This is a genomic window from Xanthomonas sp. WCS2018Noco2-27 (genome assembly GCF_031843525.1).
In the GTDB taxonomy this organism is placed as follows: domain Bacteria; phylum Pseudomonadota; class Gammaproteobacteria; order Xanthomonadales; family Xanthomonadaceae; genus Xanthomonas.
The window spans coordinates 763,695-783,296 of sequence record NZ_JAVTIK010000001.1 but is presented as its reverse complement, the minus strand read 5'-3'; the positions used below and the strand labels follow the sequence as shown (position 1 = coordinate 783,296).

At 63.2% G+C, this 19,602-nt stretch carries 18 protein-coding genes, 1 other RNA gene and 1 pseudogene; 8 read left to right on the top strand and 12 right to left on the bottom strand.

Annotated elements, in window-relative coordinates; genetic code table 11:
• Window positions 1-3: 3 nt before the first annotated feature.
• Window positions 4-1,461, bottom strand: coding sequence for an IMP dehydrogenase (gene guaB / locus RQH86_RS03385; protein ID WP_311238204.1), 1,458 nt, complete (start codon window positions 1,459-1,461; stop codon window positions 4-6).
• Window positions 1,462-1,553: 92 nt separating this feature from the next.
• Entirely contained in the window at window positions 1,554-2,438 is an 885-nt protein-coding gene (gene folD / locus RQH86_RS03380) for a bifunctional methylenetetrahydrofolate dehydrogenase/methenyltetrahydrofolate cyclohydrolase FolD (protein WP_055852245.1), read from the bottom strand.
• Window positions 2,439-2,487: 49 nt separating this feature from the next.
• On the opposite strand from folD, the gene RQH86_RS03375 reads away from it, so the two are divergent.
• A complete protein-coding gene (locus RQH86_RS03375; RefSeq protein WP_115553879.1) occupies window positions 2,488-2,808 on the top strand; it encodes a DUF1244 domain-containing protein in 321 nt (106 codons plus the stop codon).
• Between the two features lie 452 nt (window positions 2,809-3,260).
• Window positions 3,261-3,377: pseudogene (locus RQH86_RS03370) on the top strand (gamma-glutamyltransferase); the annotation flags it as partial.
• A 565-nt stretch (window positions 3,378-3,942) separates the two neighbouring features.
• Here the strand turns inward: RQH86_RS03370 and RQH86_RS03365 are convergent.
• From RQH86_RS03365 to cmk, 10 genes are all read right to left on the bottom strand, one after another.
• On the bottom strand, window positions 3,943-5,799 hold the full coding sequence (locus tag RQH86_RS03365; RefSeq protein WP_311238203.1) for a monovalent cation:proton antiporter-2 (CPA2) family protein: 1,857 nt from the start codon (window positions 5,797-5,799) through the stop codon (window positions 3,943-3,945).
• A gap of 168 nt (window positions 5,800-5,967) precedes the next feature.
• Entirely contained in the window at window positions 5,968-6,861 is an 894-nt protein-coding gene (galU, locus tag RQH86_RS03360; RefSeq protein ID WP_115527879.1) for a UTP--glucose-1-phosphate uridylyltransferase GalU, read from the bottom strand.
• On the bottom strand, window positions 6,861-8,768 hold the full coding sequence (locus tag RQH86_RS03355) for a nucleoside-diphosphate sugar epimerase/dehydratase (protein WP_161963058.1): 1,908 nt from the start codon (window positions 8,766-8,768) through the stop codon (window positions 6,861-6,863). Before RQH86_RS03355 ends, galU begins: the two co-directional genes overlap by 1 nt.
• A 13-nt stretch (window positions 8,769-8,781) precedes the next feature.
• The gene (locus tag RQH86_RS03350; protein ID WP_311238201.1) at window positions 8,782-9,756 is read right to left on the bottom strand and encodes a glycosyltransferase family 4 protein; all 975 of its coding nucleotides are present in this window, start codon (window positions 9,754-9,756) and stop codon (window positions 8,782-8,784) included.
• Between the two features lie 251 nt (window positions 9,757-10,007).
• Window positions 10,008-10,083, bottom strand: a non-coding RNA gene (locus RQH86_RS03345) — sX9 sRNA.
• Between the two features lie 95 nt (window positions 10,084-10,178).
• Window positions 10,179-11,357, bottom strand: coding sequence for a lipopolysaccharide assembly protein LapB (gene lapB / locus RQH86_RS03340; RefSeq protein ID WP_055852219.1), 1,179 nt, complete (start codon window positions 11,355-11,357; stop codon window positions 10,179-10,181).
• Window positions 11,358-11,363: 6 nt separating this feature from the next.
• Window positions 11,364-11,669, bottom strand: a complete 306-nt coding sequence (locus RQH86_RS03335; RefSeq protein WP_311238200.1) for a LapA family protein — start codon at window positions 11,667-11,669, stop codon at window positions 11,364-11,366.
• Between the two features lie 66 nt (window positions 11,670-11,735).
• Window positions 11,736-12,047 carry an integration host factor subunit beta gene (locus tag RQH86_RS03330; RefSeq protein WP_055852212.1) on the bottom strand — a complete coding sequence of 104 codons (312 nt, stop codon included), beginning with the start codon at window positions 12,045-12,047 and terminating at the stop codon, window positions 11,736-11,738.
• Between the two features lie 86 nt (window positions 12,048-12,133).
• Complete coding sequence (gene rpsA, locus RQH86_RS03325; RefSeq protein WP_055852209.1) at window positions 12,134-13,819, bottom strand: 30S ribosomal protein S1; 1,686 nt, start codon at window positions 13,817-13,819, stop codon at window positions 12,134-12,136.
• Between the two features lie 183 nt (window positions 13,820-14,002).
• Entirely contained in the window at window positions 14,003-14,686 is a 684-nt protein-coding gene (gene cmk, locus RQH86_RS03320) for a (d)CMP kinase (RefSeq protein ID WP_115513122.1), read from the bottom strand.
• Between the two features lie 172 nt (window positions 14,687-14,858).
• Between cmk and ykgO the strand changes: the two genes are divergently transcribed.
• The 6 genes from ykgO (at window position 14,859) to RQH86_RS03290 (ending at window position 19,559) form a co-directional block, all read left to right on the top strand.
• Window positions 14,859-14,984 (top strand): type B 50S ribosomal protein L36, encoded by a 126-nt coding sequence (gene ykgO / locus RQH86_RS03315; RefSeq protein WP_005913193.1) that lies wholly within the window; start codon window positions 14,859-14,861, stop codon window positions 14,982-14,984.
• Between the two features lie 212 nt (window positions 14,985-15,196).
• The gene (locus RQH86_RS03310) at window positions 15,197-15,538 is read left to right on the top strand and encodes a hypothetical protein (RefSeq protein ID WP_311238199.1); all 342 of its coding nucleotides are present in this window, start codon (window positions 15,197-15,199) and stop codon (window positions 15,536-15,538) included.
• Between the two features lie 230 nt (window positions 15,539-15,768).
• A complete protein-coding gene (locus tag RQH86_RS03305; RefSeq protein WP_311238198.1) occupies window positions 15,769-16,803 on the top strand; it encodes an agmatine deiminase family protein in 1,035 nt (344 codons plus the stop codon).
• Between the two features lie 114 nt (window positions 16,804-16,917).
• Window positions 16,918-17,802: a carbon-nitrogen hydrolase gene (locus RQH86_RS03300; RefSeq protein ID WP_311238197.1), complete on the top strand. Its 885-nt coding sequence runs from the start codon at window positions 16,918-16,920 to the stop codon at window positions 17,800-17,802.
• Between the two features lie 4 nt (window positions 17,803-17,806).
• Window positions 17,807-18,334 (top strand): N-acetyltransferase family protein, encoded by a 528-nt coding sequence (locus tag RQH86_RS03295; RefSeq protein WP_311238196.1) that lies wholly within the window; start codon window positions 17,807-17,809, stop codon window positions 18,332-18,334.
• A 4-nt stretch (window positions 18,335-18,338) separates the two neighbouring features.
• Window positions 18,339-19,559 carry a TraB/GumN family protein gene (locus RQH86_RS03290; RefSeq protein ID WP_311238195.1) on the top strand — a complete coding sequence of 407 codons (1,221 nt, stop codon included), beginning with the start codon at window positions 18,339-18,341 and terminating at the stop codon, window positions 19,557-19,559.
• Window positions 19,560-19,602 lie beyond the last annotated feature (43 nt).

Sequence of the window (19,602 nt, the reverse complement as noted above, 5' to 3'; positions counted from 1 at the left end):
GAATTACCCCGCCCGATAGTTCGGCGGTTCCTTGGTGATCTGCACGTCGTGGACGTGGCTCTCACGCTGGCCGGCGCCGGTGATCTTGACGAACTTCGGCTTGGTGCGCATCTCTTCGATAGTAGCGCAGCCCACATAGCCCATGGTGGCGCGCAGGCCACCGATGAGCTGATGAATGATGCCGCCGACCGAGCCGCGATACGGCACACGGCCTTCGATACCTTCCGGCACCAGCTTGTCGGCGTCGCTGGAATCCTGGAAATAGCGGTCCTTGGACCCCTTCTCCATCGCGCCCAGGCTGCCCATGCCGCGGTAGCTCTTGTAGCTGCGGCCCTGGAACAACTCGACTTCGCCAGGCGCTTCTTCGGTGCCGGCCAGCAGACCGCCGACCATCACCGTGGACGCACCCGCCACCAGCGCCTTGCCGATGTCGCCGGAGTAGCGGATGCCGCCGTCGGCGATCAACGGAATGCGGTCCTGCAGCGCTTCGGCCACCATGTCTACCGCGGTGATCTGCGGCACGCCCACACCTGCAACCACGCGCGTGGTGCAGATCGAACCCGGACCTACGCCAACCTTGACCGCATCGGCGCCGGCATCCATCAACGCCAGCGCTGCATCGCCGGTGACGATGTTGCCGCCGATCACCTGCAGGTGCGGATAAGTCTTCTTGACCCAAGCCACACGGTCGATCACGCCCTGCGAATGGCCATGCGCGGTATCGACGATGACCACGTCAACGCCGGCAGCAGCGAGCAGTTCGATACGCTGTTCGGTATCGCCGCCCACACCGACTGCCGCACCGACCAACAGACGCGTGGACGAATCCTTGGCGGCGTTGGGGTTGTCGGTCTTCTTCTGGATGTCCTTGACCGTGATCAGGCCGCGCAGCTCGAAGCTGTCGTTGACCACCAGGATCTTTTCGATACGATTGCGATGCAGTAGCTCAAGCACTTCCTCATCGCTGGCGCCTTCGCGCACGGTGATCAGGCGATCCTTCTTGGTCATGATGTGGCGGACCGGATCGTCGAGCTTCTTTTCGAAACGCATGTCGCGACTGGTGACGATGCCGACCAGTTCGCTGCCGTCCACCACCGGCACGCCGGAGATGTTGCGTGCACGCGTCAGCGCAATCACTTCGCCGATCGTGGTGTCCGGGCTCACCGTAAACGGCTCGGTGATCACGCCGGACTCGAACTTCTTGACCTTGGCCACTTCGGCCGCCTGCTGGGCAGGGGTCAGGTTCTTGTGGATGATGCCGATGCCGCCCAGCTGTGCCATGGCCACCGCCAGGCGGTGCTCGGTCACCGTGTCCATCGCGGCCGACAGGATCGGCAGCTTCAGACGCAGATCGCGGGTCAGCCGGGTTTCCAGGCTGACATCCTTGGGCAGGACGATCGAATGAGCGGGGACGAGCGAGACGTCGTCGTAGGTGAGAGCTTCAGCCTGGATGCGGAGCATCGGCGGACCCGAGTTTGGGGAAGCGCGGCATTTTACCCTGAAAGCCTTCACGAAGACACCACGCAGCCGCAATGCTGCGTTACACCGATCGCTCAACCAGCGGCATCTGCCGCTTCCAGGGTGTTCTGCATCAGCGTGGCCACGGTCATCGGCCCCACCCCGCCCGGCACCGGCGTGATCCAGGCTGCCCGCTGTACGGCCGCGTCGAAGCCGACATCGCCCACCAGGCGCCCGTCTTCCAGCCGGTTGATGCCCACATCGATCACCACTGCGCCTGGCTTGACCCATTCGCCGGGAATCAGCCCGGGGCGGCCCACCGCCACCACCAGGATGTCGGCATTGCGCACGCTGGCCTCCAGCACATCGGCGGGGGTGAACTTGTGGCAGCTGGTGACCGTGCAACCGGCGATCAACAGTTCCAACCCCATCGGCCGGCCGACGTGATTGCTCACACCCACAATCGTGGCGTTGCGCCCGCGCACCGGTTGATCGGTATGCCCGAGCAAGGTCACGATGCCGCGCGGCGTGCACGGGCGCAGGCCGAATTCGCGCAGTGCCAGATGCCCCACATTTTGCGGATGGAAGCCATCCACATCCTTGCGCGGATCGATGCGCTGGATCAGCCGGTTGGCATCGGGAATCCCCGGCAGCGGCAGCTGGATCAGGATGCCGTGGATCTTGGGATCGGTGTTGAGCTCATCGATCAACGCCGCCAACTCGGCCTCGCTGGTGCCGTGCGGCAGGTCGTAATCGAACGCTTCGATGCCCACTTTTTCCGCCGCGCGTCGCTTGTTGCGCACATACACCGAGGATGCCGGGTCGCCACCGACCAGCACCACCGCCAACCCGGGCCGCGCCTTGCCCGCAGCCACGCGCGCATCCACGCGCAACTTCAGCCCGTCGAGCAGGTCCTCGGCAATGCGGCGACCATCGAGAAGGCGGGCCGGAGCGGAGGCAGCTGGCGCGGAAGCGGTCATGGGGCGTCAGGTGTAGAGTCGAAGGCCGTCTATTGTCCCCGATTCCGTCATGACCGACACCACCCCGCCCACCGATTCGACCACCACCGCCATCGAAGCGGCCGCATTCCGCCGCCTGCTGCAGCATCTCAATCAGGAGCGCACCGATGTGCAGAACATCGACCTGATGATCCTGGCCGGCTTCTGCCGCAACTGTCTGGGCGACTGGTACCGCGAAGCGGCCGAGGCGCAGGGGCAGCCGATGAGCAAGGACCAGGCACGCGAAGCGGTCTACGGCATGCCGTTCGCGCAGTGGAAGCAGCAACATCAGAAAGACGCGACTCCCGAACAACTCGAAGCATTCGCTGTGGCCCAGCGCAAACATGGCTGATCGTTGGTCAGGACGCGCGGCTGTTGCGATTGCTGTGCGTCCACTTTGCCTAGCTGACACCTGCGTGGCCATTCGGCGGGCAATCGCTGCTCCTCGATGTGGTGCGCGGCTGTGGCAGGAGTCCACGCTGGTGTTGCGTGCATCGCTTCCACCTAGGTGCTTATTGCTAGCGATGTCTTGTTGATGGCCTCAAGACTCGAGAAGTTTGGGTGCTTGGGAGGGTTGAACGCAGTGGATAGATCTAATGCAGAGCACATGATCTGCGCTCTGGCTGCAGGGCTCTTGCCCGCCTACCGCCGCGGGACACGCCGTGAATCCGTCCATGGAAGCTCTTATGCGGCATCCATGCTGCATAAGGTCCCGCGCCGCCAGGCGAACAAGGGCCAGTCGAGATGGTCGGTGTGCATGGTTGCAAGCAAGGCACCAGTCCCGCCGTTTAGTTGCTGACCTTTTATCAGCGGCGCGGGCTGAAAGACATTCCGCCGACCGGGCCGCTGCCGGTGTCGGTACCGGGCGCAGTGGATGGCTGGTTCGCGCTGCATGAGCGCTTCGGGCGCAAGCCGATGGCGTAGAACCTGGCGCTGGCGATCCGCTACGCGCGCGAAGGCCACCGCGTCCGCCACGCAAACCGCGGCGTCGCAATACCGAGCGACTTCGCAACGAAAGTGAAGTGCAGTACGGCCAGCTGTTTACCTGGCCACCGACCAACGTTCTGGCTATGCGGCATCCAGGCCGCATAAGGTCCCGCGCCGGCAGGCAGACAAGGACCAGTCGAGATGGTCGGTGTGCACGGTTGCAAGCAATGCACGAGCTCCGCCGTTCAGTTGCTGGCCTTTTATCGCCAAGTGGAAGTGCAGTAAGGCCAGCTGTTTACCTGCTCACCGACCAACGTTCTGGCGCGGTGCCCTCGCCGCTTGCGGACCCTGTGGCGGCATGGATGCCGCCACGGAGCGTCCATGGATGGATTCACAGCGTGTCCCGCAAGCGGTGAGGGCATCGCGCGCTCGACGACGCGCCCTGACCAGCCAGCTGACGGCAACAGGCACCAAAAGACTGCACCGCCGCCAGGTGCACGCACCCGCACATTGGGTTCTTGCGCAGCCCCCTCGCCCAACTGACGATCATGGCGTGTTGTCAGCCGTTCTTGGCCTCTGCCGCAGCCTCTTCACCGGCTTGCGCCAACGCAGTACGGTTGAGCGACCGGCTCTCCCGTCGCGGCGGTGTAAACGGCGTGGGCTTGGGCACCGTCGGCGTGATGTTGCCGAACATCAACCCCGCCCCGGCACGCACATTCCCCGCAGTGATTTCCAGCTCCAGCCGCTCCGCATCGCGGCGGCGGATCTCGCGGCCAATCATGCCGGCCTCATCCTCGTCCACACCCAGCTCGACCAGCGCCATCTGGCCGAAGATCACTGCCGACTCGAAGGTTTCGCGAATCTGGTAATCCACACCGGCGGCGATCAGCTGCAGCGAATGCTCGCGATCGAACGAGCGCACCAGCAGGCGCGCATGCGGGAACTCACGCGTCGCCAGCTCGACGATGCGGTTGGCTGCCTCGCGATTATCGATGCACACCGCGATCGCCTGCGCAGTATGCGCACCGGAAGCATGCAACACGTCCAGCCGGGTCCCGTCGCCGTAATAGATCTTGAAACCGAACTCTTCCGCGCTCTGGATCATCTCGATGTCGTTATCGATGATGGTCACGTCCACGTCGCGCGCCAGCAGCGATTGGCTGGCCACCTGACCGAAGCGTCCGAAGCCGATCACCAGCACGCTGCCGGTCTGACCGTTGGCGGCTTCAACACCGTCCAGCGATACAGCTGCCGGCGGGGTCAATCGTCGCTGCACCAGCACGAACAACGGCGTCAGCGCCATCGACAGCACCACGATGGCGGTGAGGGTGGCATTGACCTGCGCATCGATCACGCCCGATGCCGCGGCCGCCGCAAACAGCACGAAGGCGAATTCGCCGCCCTGCGCCATCAGCACACCGCGGTCCAGTGCCTGACGATGATCGCTGCGCATCAGCCGCGCCACCGCATAGATACACACCGCTTTGCCCACCATCAGCGCCAACACGCCGACAAGGATAAGCCGCCAGTCGGCCGCAACCACGCGCAGGTCCAGGCTCATGCCCACGCCCAGGAAGAACAAGCCCAGCAAGATGCCGCGGAACGGCTCGATATCGGCTTCGATCTGATGCCGGAAGGTGGATTCGGACAACAGCACCCCGGCCAGGAACGCCCCCATCGCCATCGATAGCCCGCCCACCTGCATCAGCAGTGCTGCGCCCAACACCACCAACAGCGCTGCCGCCGTCATCACTTCGCGCGCCTTGGACGCGGCAAGAATCCGGAAAAGAGGATTGAGCAACCAGCGCCCGGCCACCAGCAGGCCGACGATGCAGGCCAGGCCGATCCCGACGTCATGCCAGCGCTGCGACGCGGCCTGCGGATCGCCACTGGAACCCATCCAGGCCACGATCGCCAGCAACGGGACGATCAGCAGATCCTCGAACAACAGGATCGCGACGATCTTCTGCCCCGAGGGCAAGGCCACATCGCCACGCTCGGCCAGCAATTGCATCACCACCGCGGTCGAGGTCAGCACGAAACCGGACGCGGCCACGAAGGCCACCGGTGGCGCAAAGCCCAGCAATATGCCGATCCCGGTCAGCACTAGTGCGCACACGCAGATCTGCACGGTGCCCAGGCCAAAGATTTCCTTGCGCAGGCTCCACAGATGCGAAGGCCGCATCTCCAGGCCGATCACGAACAGGAACATCACCACGCCCAATTCGGCGACATGCAGGATTGCCTGCGGGTCGTCGAACAGGCCCAGTCCGAATGGCCCGATCGCCAGCCCTGCTGCCAGGTAGCCGAGCACCGAGCCTAGGCCCAACCGTCGAAACAATGGGATCGCAACCACCGCAGCGCCCAGCAGAGCCACCACGTTGATCAGTTCACTGGAATGCGCAGGCTGGCTCATACCCGGATTCTAACGACACGCGCGCAGCGACGCCTTGCATCTGCTTGCTTGTTGCGCCGACCAGCTTAGGCGCCATCGTTTCCACCGAACCCTCGCACTTTGATCGAGACGCCAAAACGACAAACGACGCCGGATGGCGTCGTTTGCGATGAAACAGTGGCTAAGCGATCAGTCGCGCGCGTCGGCCTGGGCCAATGCGTTACGCAGAATTTCCTTCGCCGGTTCACCGTGCTTCTCGTGCTGGAGCGCAAAGTGCACGGTCGCTTCGATCAAGCCGATGTGCGCGCCGCAATCGAAACGACGGCCCTCGAAACGGAATGCATCGACCTGCTCTTTCTTCAACAGCTCGGCAATCGCATCGGTCAGCTGGATCTCGCCGCCGGCGCCTGCACCGGTCGCTTCCAGCAACTCAAAAATCTTCGGGCTGAGCACATAACGGCCGACCACGGCCAGATTGCTCGGCGCCACTTCCGGCTTGGGCTTTTCGACGATCGCATTGATGCGGCCCTTGCGGCCGTCGAATGTATCGGTGGAGACAATGCCGTAGCTGGCGGTCTTGTCGTGCGGCACATCTTCCACGGCGATGACGCTGCCGCCAGATGCTTCGGCCACATCGGCCATCTGGGTCAGCGCGGCATCGCCGCGGTTCCACATCAGATCGTCTGCCAGCAACACGGCGAACGGCTCATCGCCGACCACTGCCTTCGCACACAACACCGCGTGGCCCAAACCCAGCGCCTCGGCCTGCGTCACAAAAATGGCGCGAACACCTTCCGGCAACGCATGACGCACCAGTTCCAGCTGCTCCAGCTTGCCTGCACGCTCGAGCTTCTGCTCTAGCTCGTAGGCCTTGTCGAAGTAGTCGGCAATCGAATGCTTGTACCGATTGGTGACGAAGATCAACGTATCGCAGCCGGCCTGGATGGCCTCGTCGACAGCGTACTGGATCAATGGTTTGTCGATGATTGGCAGCATTTCCTTCGGCACCGTCTTGGTGGCCGGAAGAAAGCGGGTCCCAAGACCTGCGACGGGGAATACGGCCTTGCGAATACGCTGGCTCATTACAGTCTTCTGACCTCACGTGCGGGGAATGGAACGACCGTATCAGATCGCGCGTCGACTTTCCGTCGAGCAGCCGCAAAATCCGGCATCAGGCTGCCCAGCACAGTCTCCATTGCCTTGATGTCATAGCGATTAACCGCCTCGCGCAAACGCGTCACCAGCTGCAACACCTGCTCGTGCGAGAACTCGCGCACGCCGGCTTCCAGAATTTTGGGATGCGCGGTCGGGCGATAGTCTTCGTCGGAATAGAACAGCGTTTCATGCAGCTTTTCGCCAGGACGCAATCCGGTGTAGAGAATCGCCACATCCTTGCCCGGCTGCTTGCCGGCAAGACGGATCATCTGCTCGGCAAGCAGACGGATCGGCACCGGTTCGCCCATGTCCAGCGTATAGATCGCGCCATGCGACGCCGAGGCAGCTGCCTGGATCACCAATTGGCACGCCTCGGGAATGGTCATGAAGTAGCGCGTCACGTCCGGGTGCGTCACCGTGACCGGGCCACCCTGGCGAATCTGCTCGCGGAACAACGGCACCACGCTGCCGGCCGAATCCAGCACGTTGCCGAAGCGCACGGTGATGAAGCGCGTTGGCGCATCGCGCGCGTCAAGACTCTGGCAGATCATCTCCGCGTAGCGCTTGCTTGCGCCGAGTACGTTGACCGGCTCGACCGCCTTGTCGGTGGAAATAAACACGAAGGTTTCGATGCGTGCGCGCTGACAGGCGCGCGCCACGTTCTCGGTCGCCAGCACATTGTTGCGTACGGCCTCGCGCAGCTGCTCTTCCAGCAACGGCACCTGCTTGTACGCGGCGGCATGGAACACCGCATCCGGGGCGGCGGTGTTCAATGCATGCGCCACCACGGCCGGGTCGCCGCAATCGCCAAGCACCCGCACCACTTCGATATCCGGGAACAAGCGACGCAGATCCGAATCGATGGTCAGCAACGCCAACTCATCGATTTCCAGCAGCACGATGCGACGCGCACCGTGACGCGCACACTGGCGGCAGACTTCCGAACCGATCGAACCGCCGGCACCGGTCACCATCACGGTCTTGTTGGTCAGCCAGTCGCGAATCAATCGCCAGTCCGGCGTCACTGGCTTGCGATTGAGCAGGTCCTCGATGGCGACCTCCTTCAATTCGCCCGGCAGCGAACGGCCTTCCAGCACATTGATCAGCTTGGGCACCATCCGGAACGGCAGGCCGGTGCTCTCGCAGATCGCCACCACGCGCTGCATGCCGGAGGCATCGAGCGAGGGAATCGCGATCACCAGCAGCTTGGCGGCGGTTTCCTTGGCAATCGAAGCGGCTTGATCCAGATTACCCAGCACGTTGAGGCCCTGGATCTTGGCGCCGTGCAGGTTGTTGGCATCGTCCAGAAAGCCGACCGGCACGAAGGTACCGGTGCGGCGAAGATCGCGCACCAGACCTTCAGCAGCGCGTCCGGCGCCCAGGATCAGCACGCGTTGCGCCGCATCCCCGGAATGCGCGATCTGGTAATCCTTCCAGGCGCGATACAGCAGACGCGGCGTCCCGAGCAGTGCCGACAGTGCGAACGGATAGACCACCAGTACCGAGAGCGGTACGCCGTCCAGGCGGTCGTACGACAACGCCAGCACGATCGCCACCAAGCCGAGGAAGCTCGACTTGAAGATGTTCCAGAGGTCAGGCACCGATGCAAAGCGCCAAAGCCCGCGGTACAAACCCATCTTCCAGAACACCAGCCCCTGTGCCACCAGGACCACGGCGGTGCGCCAATCCCAAAGGGGAAGGTCCGGTGCTTCGCGCAGCATCGAGTAACGACCCGCATGCAACAGTAGCCAGCACACCCAGACCATCAGAAGGTCGTGGACTACCACTGCAACTTGCGGCAGCGCCTTGGTCAAACGGTCACGCCAGGAAATCATAAGAATCCATTACTCAGGAATTGCGCAGTCCATCGCGCAGAAAATACCAACTGGCACTAGCGCCCAGGCCCCACACCACGGCTGCCCAGGCTTGCTGACCAAACACATCATGACGAAGTAACACATACAAGCAGACGGCAGCGACGCTGAAAGCGAAATAAACAGCGGTTACCGGAACATGCGTTCCAAGCCGGCGCGCCAGGCGTTGATACACGTGTTGCGCGTGCGGCTCCCACCAGCGCTGCCCGGCGAGCATGCGAGACAGTAGCGTGAAGCCGGCGTCCACAAGGAAGGCAGTCAGCGGCAACCAGCCGATCCACCAGCTGACCTGCCCGCCTGCGACGTTCAGCGCAAGCAACGCGGCCAGAACATACCCCAGCGCACCGCTGCCACCGTCGCCGAGGAAGATGCGCGCACGCGGGAAGTTGAACGGCAGAAACCCCAGACATGCTGCCGCTACCGCCAGACCAGCCAGCGACCAGGCTGCCGGAGCCACCGCCGCAAATGCCAGTGCGGCCAGCGCGGCCTGGCTAGCGGCTAGTCCGTTGATGCCGTCCATGAAGTTCCACACATTGATCAGCACCAACGACGCGACGGCGCTGAGCACGCCATCCCACGCATTGCCCGTGCAATACGTGACCAACAATCCAAGCGATACGGATGCGGCCAGATGGATCGCAAACCGCAGCCTGGCCGACAACGGCCGATGGTCGTCCCACCAACCGACACCTGCCACCAGGATCAACCCGACCGCAAACCAGCCGACCACCATGCGTGCCGCTGGCCACAGCAGGCTGGCCGCAACGCAACCCAGCAAGATCGCGGCAACGATCGCCATGCCGCCACCACGCGGTGTGGCAACCACGTGGCTGCGCCGCTCGCCGGGTTCATCGAGCAGGCGACGATGCAACGCATACCGTCGCAGCAGCCACGTTCCAAGTGCCGCAACGATTACGTGCAAGGCGCACCAGAGCCAGATCTGAGGCATCAGCGCGTATCACCGCTTTCAGGACCACGGGCATATGACGTGCGCTTTTTTGAATCACGCATAAGAGAACCGCGCAGAAGAAATGGCCAAAGCTGCAAGCGGACCCGACCCAGATCGGAGGCATCGGGTAGCACACGGCGTAGCGGTGCAGGTGACATCTGCGCAGCTGCCAGCCAGCGGATTGCCACGGGCATGATTGACGCCGACGCAAGCTGCGACGGCGCGACCCGCGAGTCGATCAAACCAACAGCGGCTAAGAAAACGTCGCAAGCGGCTGGCAGACGAATGTGGACGGCGCGCAGGAACCAGAGTGCACGAGTGGTACATGTTGATTCCGGGCACCGGCCGCGCCCGCCTGGCGACTGCGTCGTCGTTTTGGCAGTCGCTCTAAACGCAGTGTGCCGAACAGACAGAAACACGCCTTACACCACCGCGTAGTTCAACAGCGGCTTGACGGTGCCCCACTCCTTGCAGCTCGGGCATTGCCAATGGTGGGTTTTTGCGCCGAACCCACAACGGGTGCAACGGTAGCTGGGGTTACGCACCAAGAGCTGGTCGGTGATGTGCTTGAGATCGTTCAAGGTGCCAACCGGGTCGCTGCCTTCGGCAAGCGTCAGGTCGATCAACGCCGACTCGCCGCGCACCGATGGCCGGTCCTTGAGCTGACGACCGAGATAGGCCAGCGCGGGCGCAACCCCATCCTGCGCCTCCATCAATTGGGTCAGCGCCAGCACCGGTGCGATACCGCGGTAGTGCTCGGTCATCTCCGACAGGAAATTACGTGCGCCGGCAATGTCGCCGACGCTCCGATAGGCGGCCATCAGGGCAGGAATGATTTCCGGCAGATACTCCGGGTCGTGCCGTGCGGCGCGCTCGAAGGCACGCACGGCGGCCTCGTTATGGCCGCGCTCGGCTTCGATGCGCCCCTCCAGAATGCCGGCGCGGACCGACGTGCCGTCGGCCTGATACGCACGCGCGATCGCCTGCAAGGCTTCATCGACCTTGCCCAGTCCGCGGTATCGATCGGCCAGCTCGCATTCGAACTGCGAGATCAGCTTGCCCATCGGCTCGCCGGTGACTTCTTCGTAACGGGTGGCGTTGTCGATCGCCTTTTCCCAATCACGCTCGGCCTGATAGATGCCGATCAGGTGACGCAGCGCCTGCGGCGCGCGTTGATCCAGCTGCGCAAGTTCGGTAAAGACCGTTTCGGCGCGATCCAGCAGACCGGACTTCATGTAGTCCTCGCCCAGCGCCAGCAAGGCCTGGACCCGCTGTTGATCGGTCAGGTCGGCGCGCTGCACCAGGCCCTGATGTAGGCGGATGGCGCGATCGACCTCCCCGCGGCGGCGAAACAGATGACCCAGCGCGACCTGCGTCTCGAAGGTTTCCTTATCCAGCTCGGCAATATGCAAAAACAGCTCGATCGCCTTGTCCGGCTGCTCGTTGAGCAGATAGTTCAGACCACGAAAGTAGGTACTGGACAGTCGGCTGACCTGAGTGTCGCCATGACGCTGCCCACCACGGCGGCCGACGATCCAGCCACTGAGCGCCGCCAGCGGTAAAAACAGGAAAAACCAGAACCACTCGGTCAGGAAGTCCATACGTGCTTAGAGTCCATCGAGAGGGCGCGGCTCGACTGCGGCAGGCGGGATGGGCCTGGCGTCGGCGCGGCTGACCGCAACAGCCTTGTTGGCCTGGCGCAGCTTGGAATAGAGAGGAATGACCACACTGACCAGCACCATGCCGGCACCGATCAACACACCGACCAGCAGCGCGACGATGATCGCCACCCCGGAACTCGTGTGCACACTAGAAAACAGGAAATCGAGAGTGATGTCCTGGGAATTGACCGCACCGATAATCAGGCCGACCAACAAAAAAGCCAGCATCACCAGCAAGCGAAACACCTTCATCGCGCGACTCCGTCGGGAAGGCGCCTAGCTTAACCGAGCCGACATAAACGCAGCGGTAGAGCCGCCTCAGTCTGCGGAATCGGCCAGATCGACCGGGACCACGGAGCTGACACGCTCACGCAATTCCTTGCCCGGCTTGAAATGCGGAACATGCTTGCCCGGCAGCGCAACCGATTCGCCGGTCTTGGGATTGCGCCCCAGACGTGGCGGACGGTAATGCAGCGAAAAACTGCCAAACCCGCGGATTTCGATCCGATCACCATCGGAGAGCGCCTGCCCCATCATTTCCAGCAGTGACTTCACCGCCAGATCCACGTCGTCCGACTTCAGATGCGCTTGGCGTCGCGCCAGGATTTCAATCAATTCGGACTTGGTCATGGGAACTTGCTTTTTTCGACTGACACATCGGAATCGGCCCGGGCAAGCCCGGGCCGATCCATCACGCTCGCGAGAGCGCTACGCGCTTACTCGGACTTGTTGCTGTTCAACTGTGCACGCAGCAGCGCGCCCAGCTGAGTCATGCCGCCCGACGCAGCGGAGGACTGATATTCCTCCAGCGTCTCGCGCATTTCGGCATCGTCCTTTGCCTTGATCGACAGCTGCAGGGTGCGGCCCTTACGGTCCATGCCCACAAACTTGGCTTCGATCTTGTCGCCGACCTTCAGGTGCTGAGTCGCATCGTCGACGCGCTCGTTGGCGATGTCGCGTGCAGCGACGTAGCCTTCGATACCGTCGGCGAGGTCGATCGTGGCGCCCTTGGCATCCACTTCACGCACAACGCCTTCGACCTTCGTACCCTTCGGGTTGGACGCCATGTACTGACCGAACGGGTCCTGCTCCAGCTGCTTGACGCCCAGGCTGATGCGCTCGCGCTCCGGGTCCACTGCCAGCACGACGGCTTCCAGCGTGTCGCCCTTCTTGTAGTTGCGCACGACATCTTCGCCGGTGGTGTTCCAGCTGATGTCGGACAGGTGCACCAGACCGTCGATGCCGCCGTCCAGACCGATGAAGATGCCGAAGTCGGTGATCGACTTGATCTGACCGGACACCTTGTCGTTCTTCTTGTGGGTCGCAGCGAAGGTTTCCCACGGATTGGCGGCAACCTGCTTCATGCCCAACGAGATGCGGCGACGCTCCTCGTCCACATCCAGCACCATCACTTCGACTTCGTCACCAACCTGCACAACCTTGGACGGGTTGACGTTCTTGTTGGTCCAATCCATCTCGGAGACGTGCACCAGACCTTCGACGCCCGGCTCGATTTCGACAAATGCGCCGTAATCGGTGACGTTGGAGACCTTGCCGAACACGCGGCTGTTGGCCGGGTAACGACGCGCGATGTTGTCCCACGGATCTTCGCCCAGCTGCTTCAGGCCGAGGCTGACGCGGTTACGCTCGCGATCGAACTTCAGCACGCGCACGTCGAGCTCGTCGCCGACGTTCACGACTTCGGACGGATGGCGCACGCGCTTCCAGGCCATGTCGGTGATGTGCAGCAGGCCGTCGATACCGCCCAGGTCCACGAATGCGCCGTAATCGGTCAGGTTCTTGACGACACCCTTCAGGATCGCGCCTTCCTGCAGCTTGTCCATCAGCTGCTCGCGCTCTTCCGAATGCTCGCTCTCGACCACTGCACGACGCGACACCACGACGTTGTTGCGCTTGCGATCCAGTTTGATCAGCTTGAACTCAAGCTCCTTGCCTTCCAGGTAGGCCGGGTCGCGCACCGGGCGCACATCCACCAGCGAACCAGGCAGGAACGCGCGAACATCCTTGATGTCCACGGTGAAACCACCCTTGACCTTGCCGCTGATGCGGCCGGTGATGGTTTCGTTCTTTTCCAACGCTTCTTCCAGCTCGTCCCACACCATCGCGCGCTTGGCTTTCTCGCGCGACAACACGGTCTCGCCGAAGCCGTTTTCGATGGAGTCCAGCGCAACCTTGACCTGGTCGCCCACGCCCACATCGATCTCGCCAGCGTCGTTACGGAACTGCTCGATCGGCACGATGCCTTCGGACTTCAGGCCTGCGTTGATCACCACCACGTCGCCGCGCACTTCCACGACGGTACCGGTGACGATCGAGCCCGGCTTCAGCTTGGCCAGATTGGCTTGACTGGCTTCGAACAGTTCAGCAAAAGATTCTGTCATTTGGATTTTACTCAGTTGAACACACGGGCGTTGATCGTCGGGTTGCGACAGATACGGACCGCCCAGCCTGTTGGTCGACCCCAAAAACGAGTCGGTTTAGAAGTAGTAGAACCGCCACGCAGGATGCGCGACGGAGCTGTGGAACGCCTTACGGTCGGCGGGACATGCCCGCTTGCGGAACGCTTACGACGACGTGTGGACAGCTAACATCCCGACCACACGCTGGACGACATCCTCGATCCCTATTCCGCTGGTATCGATGAGCACGGCGTCTTCGGCCGGCCGTAATGGCGCCACCACCCGCTGGGCATCCCTGGCATCTCGGGCCATGATCTCGCGCAGCAGGTCGTCAAAGATAACCGAAACACCCTTTTCCATCAACTGTTTATGACGACGGCCCGCACGTTCTTCGGCACTGGCGGTCAGGAAAACCTTAAATGCGGCATCCGGGAAGATCACCGTGCCCATGTCGCGCCCATCGGCGACCAGGCCGGGTGCGCGCCTGAATGCGCGCTGGCGTTCCTTGAGGGCACCGCGCACCTCGGGAATCGCCGCAATTGCCGAGGCCAGAGCGCCAGTGGTCTCCAGACGCAATTCGCCGGTCGCATCCACGCCGTTGACCAGGACCCGCAAGCCCGCTTCGCCAGCGTCGTCGAACTCGACCTTGGTATCGAAGGTGCAGCGCACCAGCGCAGCCGGGTCGGACACGTCCAGATCGGCCCAGCTCGCCGCCACCCCCACCGCGCGATACAGTGCGCCCGAATCGAGGTAGTGCCAGCCCAGCCGGGCAGCCACGATGCGGCTCACTGTGCCCTTGCCAGCGCCGGAGGGGCCATCGATGGTGAGGACGGGCGAAAGGTCGGTCATTCAGGTTTCCGGTAGGTCATCAGGCGCTAGTGTAGCGCCGCTCACAGCGATTCGGATGCAACCACTTGAAAGCACGACGAAAAGCCGGTTAGAATTGCCGGCTTAATTGCGGGTGCAGCCTCGATCGCGCGCACTCTTCCATCGAATCCAACCGTTTACGCCGAGGTGTGCCATGAAAGTCCTGTCCTCCCTGAAGTCTGCGAAGACCCGTCACCGCGACTGCAAGGTGGTCCGCCGCCGCGGCAAGGTCTTCGTGATCTGCAAGTCGAACCCGCGTTTCAAGGCGCGTCAGCGCTGAGCCTTCGCGGCGCGTGCAAGACCCGAGAAAGCCGCCTTCGGGCGGTTTTTTCTTGGCCGACGCTTGATGCGGCTCCATCTGTGGCGTGCTGAGCAAGGCATCTGCTGCCACGCGTCGACGTCACCGCCCGAGTGGCACGCATCGCGCCAACGTTTGTCCTGGTTTTTTGCTGTAATCACCATCCAAATCTTGTCCACTGGGGAGTAGATGACATGCGCAACCGTTTGTTTGTGATGCCGCCGATCGTGCTGATAATCGCGCTGATGGGGATCAGTGCCGCCGCATCGGCCGAAACGCTGTTGGTCGATCGTGCGCAGCAAAAACCCGCCGCCGCCATGCCCTTGCGTGGCGACAGCATGAGTCAGGTCGAAGGCCGCTACGGTGCGCCGCAGGAGAAGCTCGACCCGCGTGGTGGCCAGAAGCGCCAGTGGCCGACCATCCACCGCTGGGTGTATCCGGCATTCACCGTGTACTTCGAAAAGAGCAAGGTGATCGACGTGGTGGCCAATCAGGCCGATGCCAACGAGATCGGGCCGAAACCGCCGATCCAGTAAGACGCGACATCACTCCGGCCAGCGCGTGCAGACATCGTCGCTGCACGTCTGGCCCAACGCATCGCAGCACCCTGTATCTGGTCCGTCAGCACTCGGACATGCGTTGCTGCGAATCTGCATCAAGCCTGGCGCGGCAACGTGCGCCAGGATCGCAAGAGCCTGCACTCGGGTGCGGGGTATCGATGAACGTCCGGGCCACTGTCCGGACACCAAGATGAGTATTGCCTCGCATGACCGACCGTCTTCGTTTTCCCGCCGAATGGGAACCTCAATCCGCCGTGTTGCTTGCGTGGCCGCATGCCGGCACCGATTGGGCCGAGCGCCTGGCCGATGTGGAAGAGACCTACATCGCGCTGATTACCGCGATCTCCTGCTTCGAGCCGGTGGTCGTCTGCGTCGCCGATGACGATCTGCAGATCTATGCCGAAGCGCGGCTGCGTTCGGCGCGCGTGGACATGACGCGGGTGCGCTTTGTGATCGCCGCCTACAACGACACCTGGTTGCGCGATTCCGGCCCGATCACGCTGCGCCAGGATGACGGTTTCCGCCTGATGGATTTCCGCTTCACCGGGTGGGGCGGCAAGTTCGAGGCCAGCCTGGACGACCAATTGGTGAGTTCGCTGGATGCGGCGCAGATCTTCGTGCCCGCCCCGGTGCAGACGGTGGATTTTGCGCTGGAAGGCGGTGCGATCGAAACCGATGGTGCCGGCACACTGCTGACCACCTGGACCTGCCTGCACGAACGTCACCCGCAGCGCACGCGCGAGTCGCTGAGCAGCGATCTTGCTGCATGGCTGTCGCAGGATCGCGTGCTGTGGCTGGACCATGGCTACCTCGAAGGCGACGACACCGACGCGCATATCGATACGCTGGCGCGCTTTGCCGGCCCGCACGCGATCGTCTACCAGGGCTGCGATGTGCCCGGGGATTCGCATTACGCCGAACTGCAGGCGATGGGCAACGAGCTGGCCGCGCTGCGCACCGCCGACGGGCAGCCGTACCGTTTGTTCGTGCTGCCGTGGGCCGAGCCGATTCTGGATCAGGGCCGTCGCCTGGCTGCGTCGTATGCCAACTTCCTGATCGTCAACGGCGCGGTGCTGATGCCGGCGTATGGCGATCCGGCCGATGCGACCGCGCAGGCGGTGCTGGCCGAAGCGTTTCCGCAGCACGAAATCGTGCCGGTGCCCTGCCGTGCGCTGATCTGGCAGAACGGCAGCCTGCATTGCCTAACCATGCAGTTGCCGGCCGGCCTGCTCGCCGCCTGACCAGTGCGTTCGACGCGACTACGTACGTGGCGCGTCGTTTCTTGTTCCGGCCGGCAGGCCGGTGTTATGCCATGGCGCGCTACCTTAGTGCGCACCTTTGCAGGATGAGATGCTATGTCCCGTCACCTTCTTTCCGTCGCGCTGATTCAAGAGCGCAACCACGGCGACGCCGAGGCCAATCTGGCCATCATCGAATCGCGCGTGGCCGAGGCTGCCGCACAGGGCGCCAAGTTGGTGCTGCTGCAGGAGCTGCATAACGGCGCGTATTTCTGTCAGCACGAGTCGGTGAACGAATTCAATCTGGCCGAGCCGATCCCCGGCCCGAGCACCGAGCGCCTGAGTGCGCTGGCCAAGCAACATGGCGTGGTGCTGGTTGCCTCGTTGTTCGAGCGCCGCGCCGCCGGCCTGTATCACAACACTGCGGTGGTGTTCGAAAAGGACGGCCGCCTGCTCGGCAAGTACCGCAAGATGCACATCCCCGACGATCCGGGCTTCTACGAGAAGTTCTATTTCACGCCGGGCGATCTGGGCTTTACGCCGATCGATACCTCGGTGGGCCGGCTTGGCGTGTTGGTGTGCTGGGATCAGTGGTACCCGGAAGCGGCACGCTTGATGGCCTTGGCCGGTGCGGAACTGCTGCTCTACCCCACCGCGATCGGCTGGGACCCGGACGATCAGCAGCCCGAGCAGGAGCGTCAGCGCGATGCGTGGGTACTTAGCCATCGTGGGCATGCGGTCGCCAATGGCGTGCCGGTGCTGTCGTGCAACCGCGTCGGGCATGAACCCTCGCCGCTGGACGCGTCCGGCATCCAGTTCTGGGGCAACAGCCATGTGCTGGGGCCGCAGGGCGAGTTCATCGCCGAAGCCGGCCAGGAGCCGACCGTGCTGATCTGCGATGTCGACCTGCAGCGCAGCGAACATGTGCGGCGCATCTGGCCGTTCCTGCGCGACCGTCGCATCGATGCGTACGGCGACCTGCTCAAGCGTTACATCGACTGATCGCATGGCCGTCGAGCTGCGTGCAGTCCGCGATACGGACATCCCGGCGATCACCGCGATTTATGCGGAGCAGATCGCCGGGTTCAATACCTACGAATACAGCGCGCCGTCGAGCGCGGACATGCACGCCCGCATGCGCGCGATCGTGGATGCCGGCTACCCGTATCTGGTTGCAGAACATGCCGGCGCTGTCGCCGGCTATGCCTATGCCAGTGCCTATCGCGCACGTGCGGGCTACCGCTGGACGGTGGAGAATTCAATCTATCTTGCCGCCGACATGCAGGGCCGCGGGATCGGCAAGGCCCTGTTGGGCGAGCTGATCGTGCGCTGCGAGCAGCGCGGTGATCGGCAAATGATTGCGGTGATCGGCGATGCCAGCAACCAGGCATCGCTGCGGCTGCATGAACGTTTTGGATTTCGCACGGTCGGAGTGTTCACCGGTATCGGCCGCAAGCAGGGTCGCTGGTTGGACGGCGTGCAGATGCAGCGCCAACTCGGCTCCGGTAACACCGCCCCTCCTTCTGATGAATGACCCCATGACTGAGCAGACCACCCACGTTCTGGACGATGCGCTGTCCGGCCAGCCGCACCGCATCGTCGAACGCGATGGCGTGCGCTACACCTTGCTGGGAACTGCCCATGTCTCGCTAGCCAGCGTCGCCGCGGTGCAGCGTGCGATCGGCAGCGGCCGCTACGACGCGGTGGCGGTAGAACTGGACGCGCAGCGGCTGCAGGCGCTCAGCGACCCCGATGCCCTCGCCCGCCTGGATCTGGTGCAGGTGATCCGCAAGGGGCGCGTGGCCTTGTTCGCCGCCAATCTGGCACTGGCAGCCTACCAGCGCCGCCTGGCCAAGCAGTTGGGCATCGAGCCGGGCGCGGAGTTGAAAGAAGCGGTGAATCTGGCGCGTGCGCAGGGGCTACCGGTCTATCTGATCGACCGCGAAGTCGGGCTGACCTTCAAGCGTGCGTCCGGGCGGTTGGGATTCTTCGGCAAGATGAAACTTGCCGGCGGTCTGCTCAGCGGCCTGTTCGCCGCCGACGAGGTGGGCGAAGAGGAGATCGAAAAGCTCAAGCAAGGCGACATGCTGGAGGCGAGCTTCGGCGATTTCGCCAGCGAGAGCCCCGAGCTCTACGACACGGTGATAGCCGAGCGCGATCGCTACATGGCCACGCGCCTGCGCGAAGAAGCCGGTGCCGGGCAGCAGGAAGTGCTGGCGGTGGTCGGCGCCGGACATCTGGCCGGGCTTGCGCGGCACCTCGAACAGGACACCGATGCGCCCGGCCCGCTGCGCGAGTCGCTGGAATACGTGCAGCAGCGCAAGCGCGTTCCCTGGATCACGCTGGGCATTTTGGCAGTGATCATTACCGGGATCGGCATCGGGTTCTGGCGCGGCGGCCTGAGCATGGGCGCCGACCTGTTGCTGCAGTGGGCGATGTACACCGGCGGGCTGGCCGCGCTGGGCTGTCTATTGGCCGGCAGCCACCCGTTGAGCATCCTGACCGCTGCAGTGGTCGCACCGTTCAAGCCGTTTCGTCTGAGCGTACCAACCGGTGCCTTCGCCGCGCTGGTCGAAGTGCATATGCGCAAGCCGGCCTATGGCGATTTCCTGTCGCTGCGCGACGATGCGCAGACCCTGCGCGGCTGGTATCGCAATCGCGTATCGCGCGTGGTGCTGACGTTTCTGTTGACCAACGTCGGCAGCATGGCCGGAGTGTGGCTGGCAGGCATCCAGATCTTCAATCGCCTGCATGGGTGATTGAGAAGGCAGTCGACAAAGTGCGGGATACCGACGCCTTGTA

Bases quoted from the DNA above. Each gene is read 5' to 3' on its own strand.
- RQH86_RS03375 (WP_115553879.1), top strand. From the start codon at position 2,488: ATGACCGACACCACCCCGCCCACCGATTCGACCACCACCGCCATCGAA.
- RQH86_RS03350 (WP_311238201.1), bottom strand. From the start codon at position 9,756: ATGCCTCAGATCTGGCTCTGGTGCGCCTTGCACGTAATCGTTGCGGCA.
- RQH86_RS03300 (WP_311238197.1), top strand. From the start codon at position 16,918: ATGTCCCGTCACCTTCTTTCCGTCGCGCTGATTCAAGAGCGCAACCAC.
- RQH86_RS03355 (WP_161963058.1), bottom strand. From the start codon at position 8,768: ATGATTTCCTGGCGTGACCGTTTGACCAAGGCGCTGCCGCAAGTTGCA.
- guaB (WP_311238204.1), bottom strand. From the start codon at position 1,461: ATGCTCCGCATCCAGGCTGAAGCTCTCACCTACGACGACGTCTCGCTC.
- RQH86_RS03295 (WP_311238196.1), top strand. From the start codon at position 17,807: ATGGCCGTCGAGCTGCGTGCAGTCCGCGATACGGACATCCCGGCGATC.
- cmk (WP_115513122.1), bottom strand. From the start codon at position 14,686: ATGACCGACCTTTCGCCCGTCCTCACCATCGATGGCCCCTCCGGCGCT.
- RQH86_RS03335 (WP_311238200.1), bottom strand. From the start codon at position 11,669: ATGAAGGTGTTTCGCTTGCTGGTGATGCTGGCTTTTTTGTTGGTCGGC.
- RQH86_RS03330 (WP_055852212.1), bottom strand. From the start codon at position 12,047: ATGACCAAGTCCGAATTGATTGAAATCCTGGCGCGACGCCAAGCGCAT.
- galU (WP_115527879.1), bottom strand. From the start codon at position 6,861: ATGAGCCAGCGTATTCGCAAGGCCGTATTCCCCGTCGCAGGTCTTGGG.
- RQH86_RS03310 (WP_311238199.1), top strand. From the start codon at position 15,197: ATGCGCAACCGTTTGTTTGTGATGCCGCCGATCGTGCTGATAATCGCG.
- RQH86_RS03290 (WP_311238195.1), top strand. From the start codon at position 18,339: ATGACTGAGCAGACCACCCACGTTCTGGACGATGCGCTGTCCGGCCAG.
- ykgO (WP_005913193.1), top strand. From the start codon at position 14,859: ATGAAAGTCCTGTCCTCCCTGAAGTCTGCGAAGACCCGTCACCGCGAC.
- lapB (WP_055852219.1), bottom strand. From the start codon at position 11,357: ATGGACTTCCTGACCGAGTGGTTCTGGTTTTTCCTGTTTTTACCGCTG.
- folD (WP_055852245.1), bottom strand. From the start codon at position 2,438: ATGACCGCTTCCGCGCCAGCTGCCTCCGCTCCGGCCCGCCTTCTCGAT.
- rpsA (WP_055852209.1), bottom strand. From the start codon at position 13,819: ATGACAGAATCTTTTGCTGAACTGTTCGAAGCCAGTCAAGCCAATCTG.
- RQH86_RS03365 (WP_311238203.1), bottom strand. From the start codon at position 5,799: ATGAGCCAGCCTGCGCATTCCAGTGAACTGATCAACGTGGTGGCTCTG.
- RQH86_RS03305 (WP_311238198.1), top strand. From the start codon at position 15,769: ATGACCGACCGTCTTCGTTTTCCCGCCGAATGGGAACCTCAATCCGCC.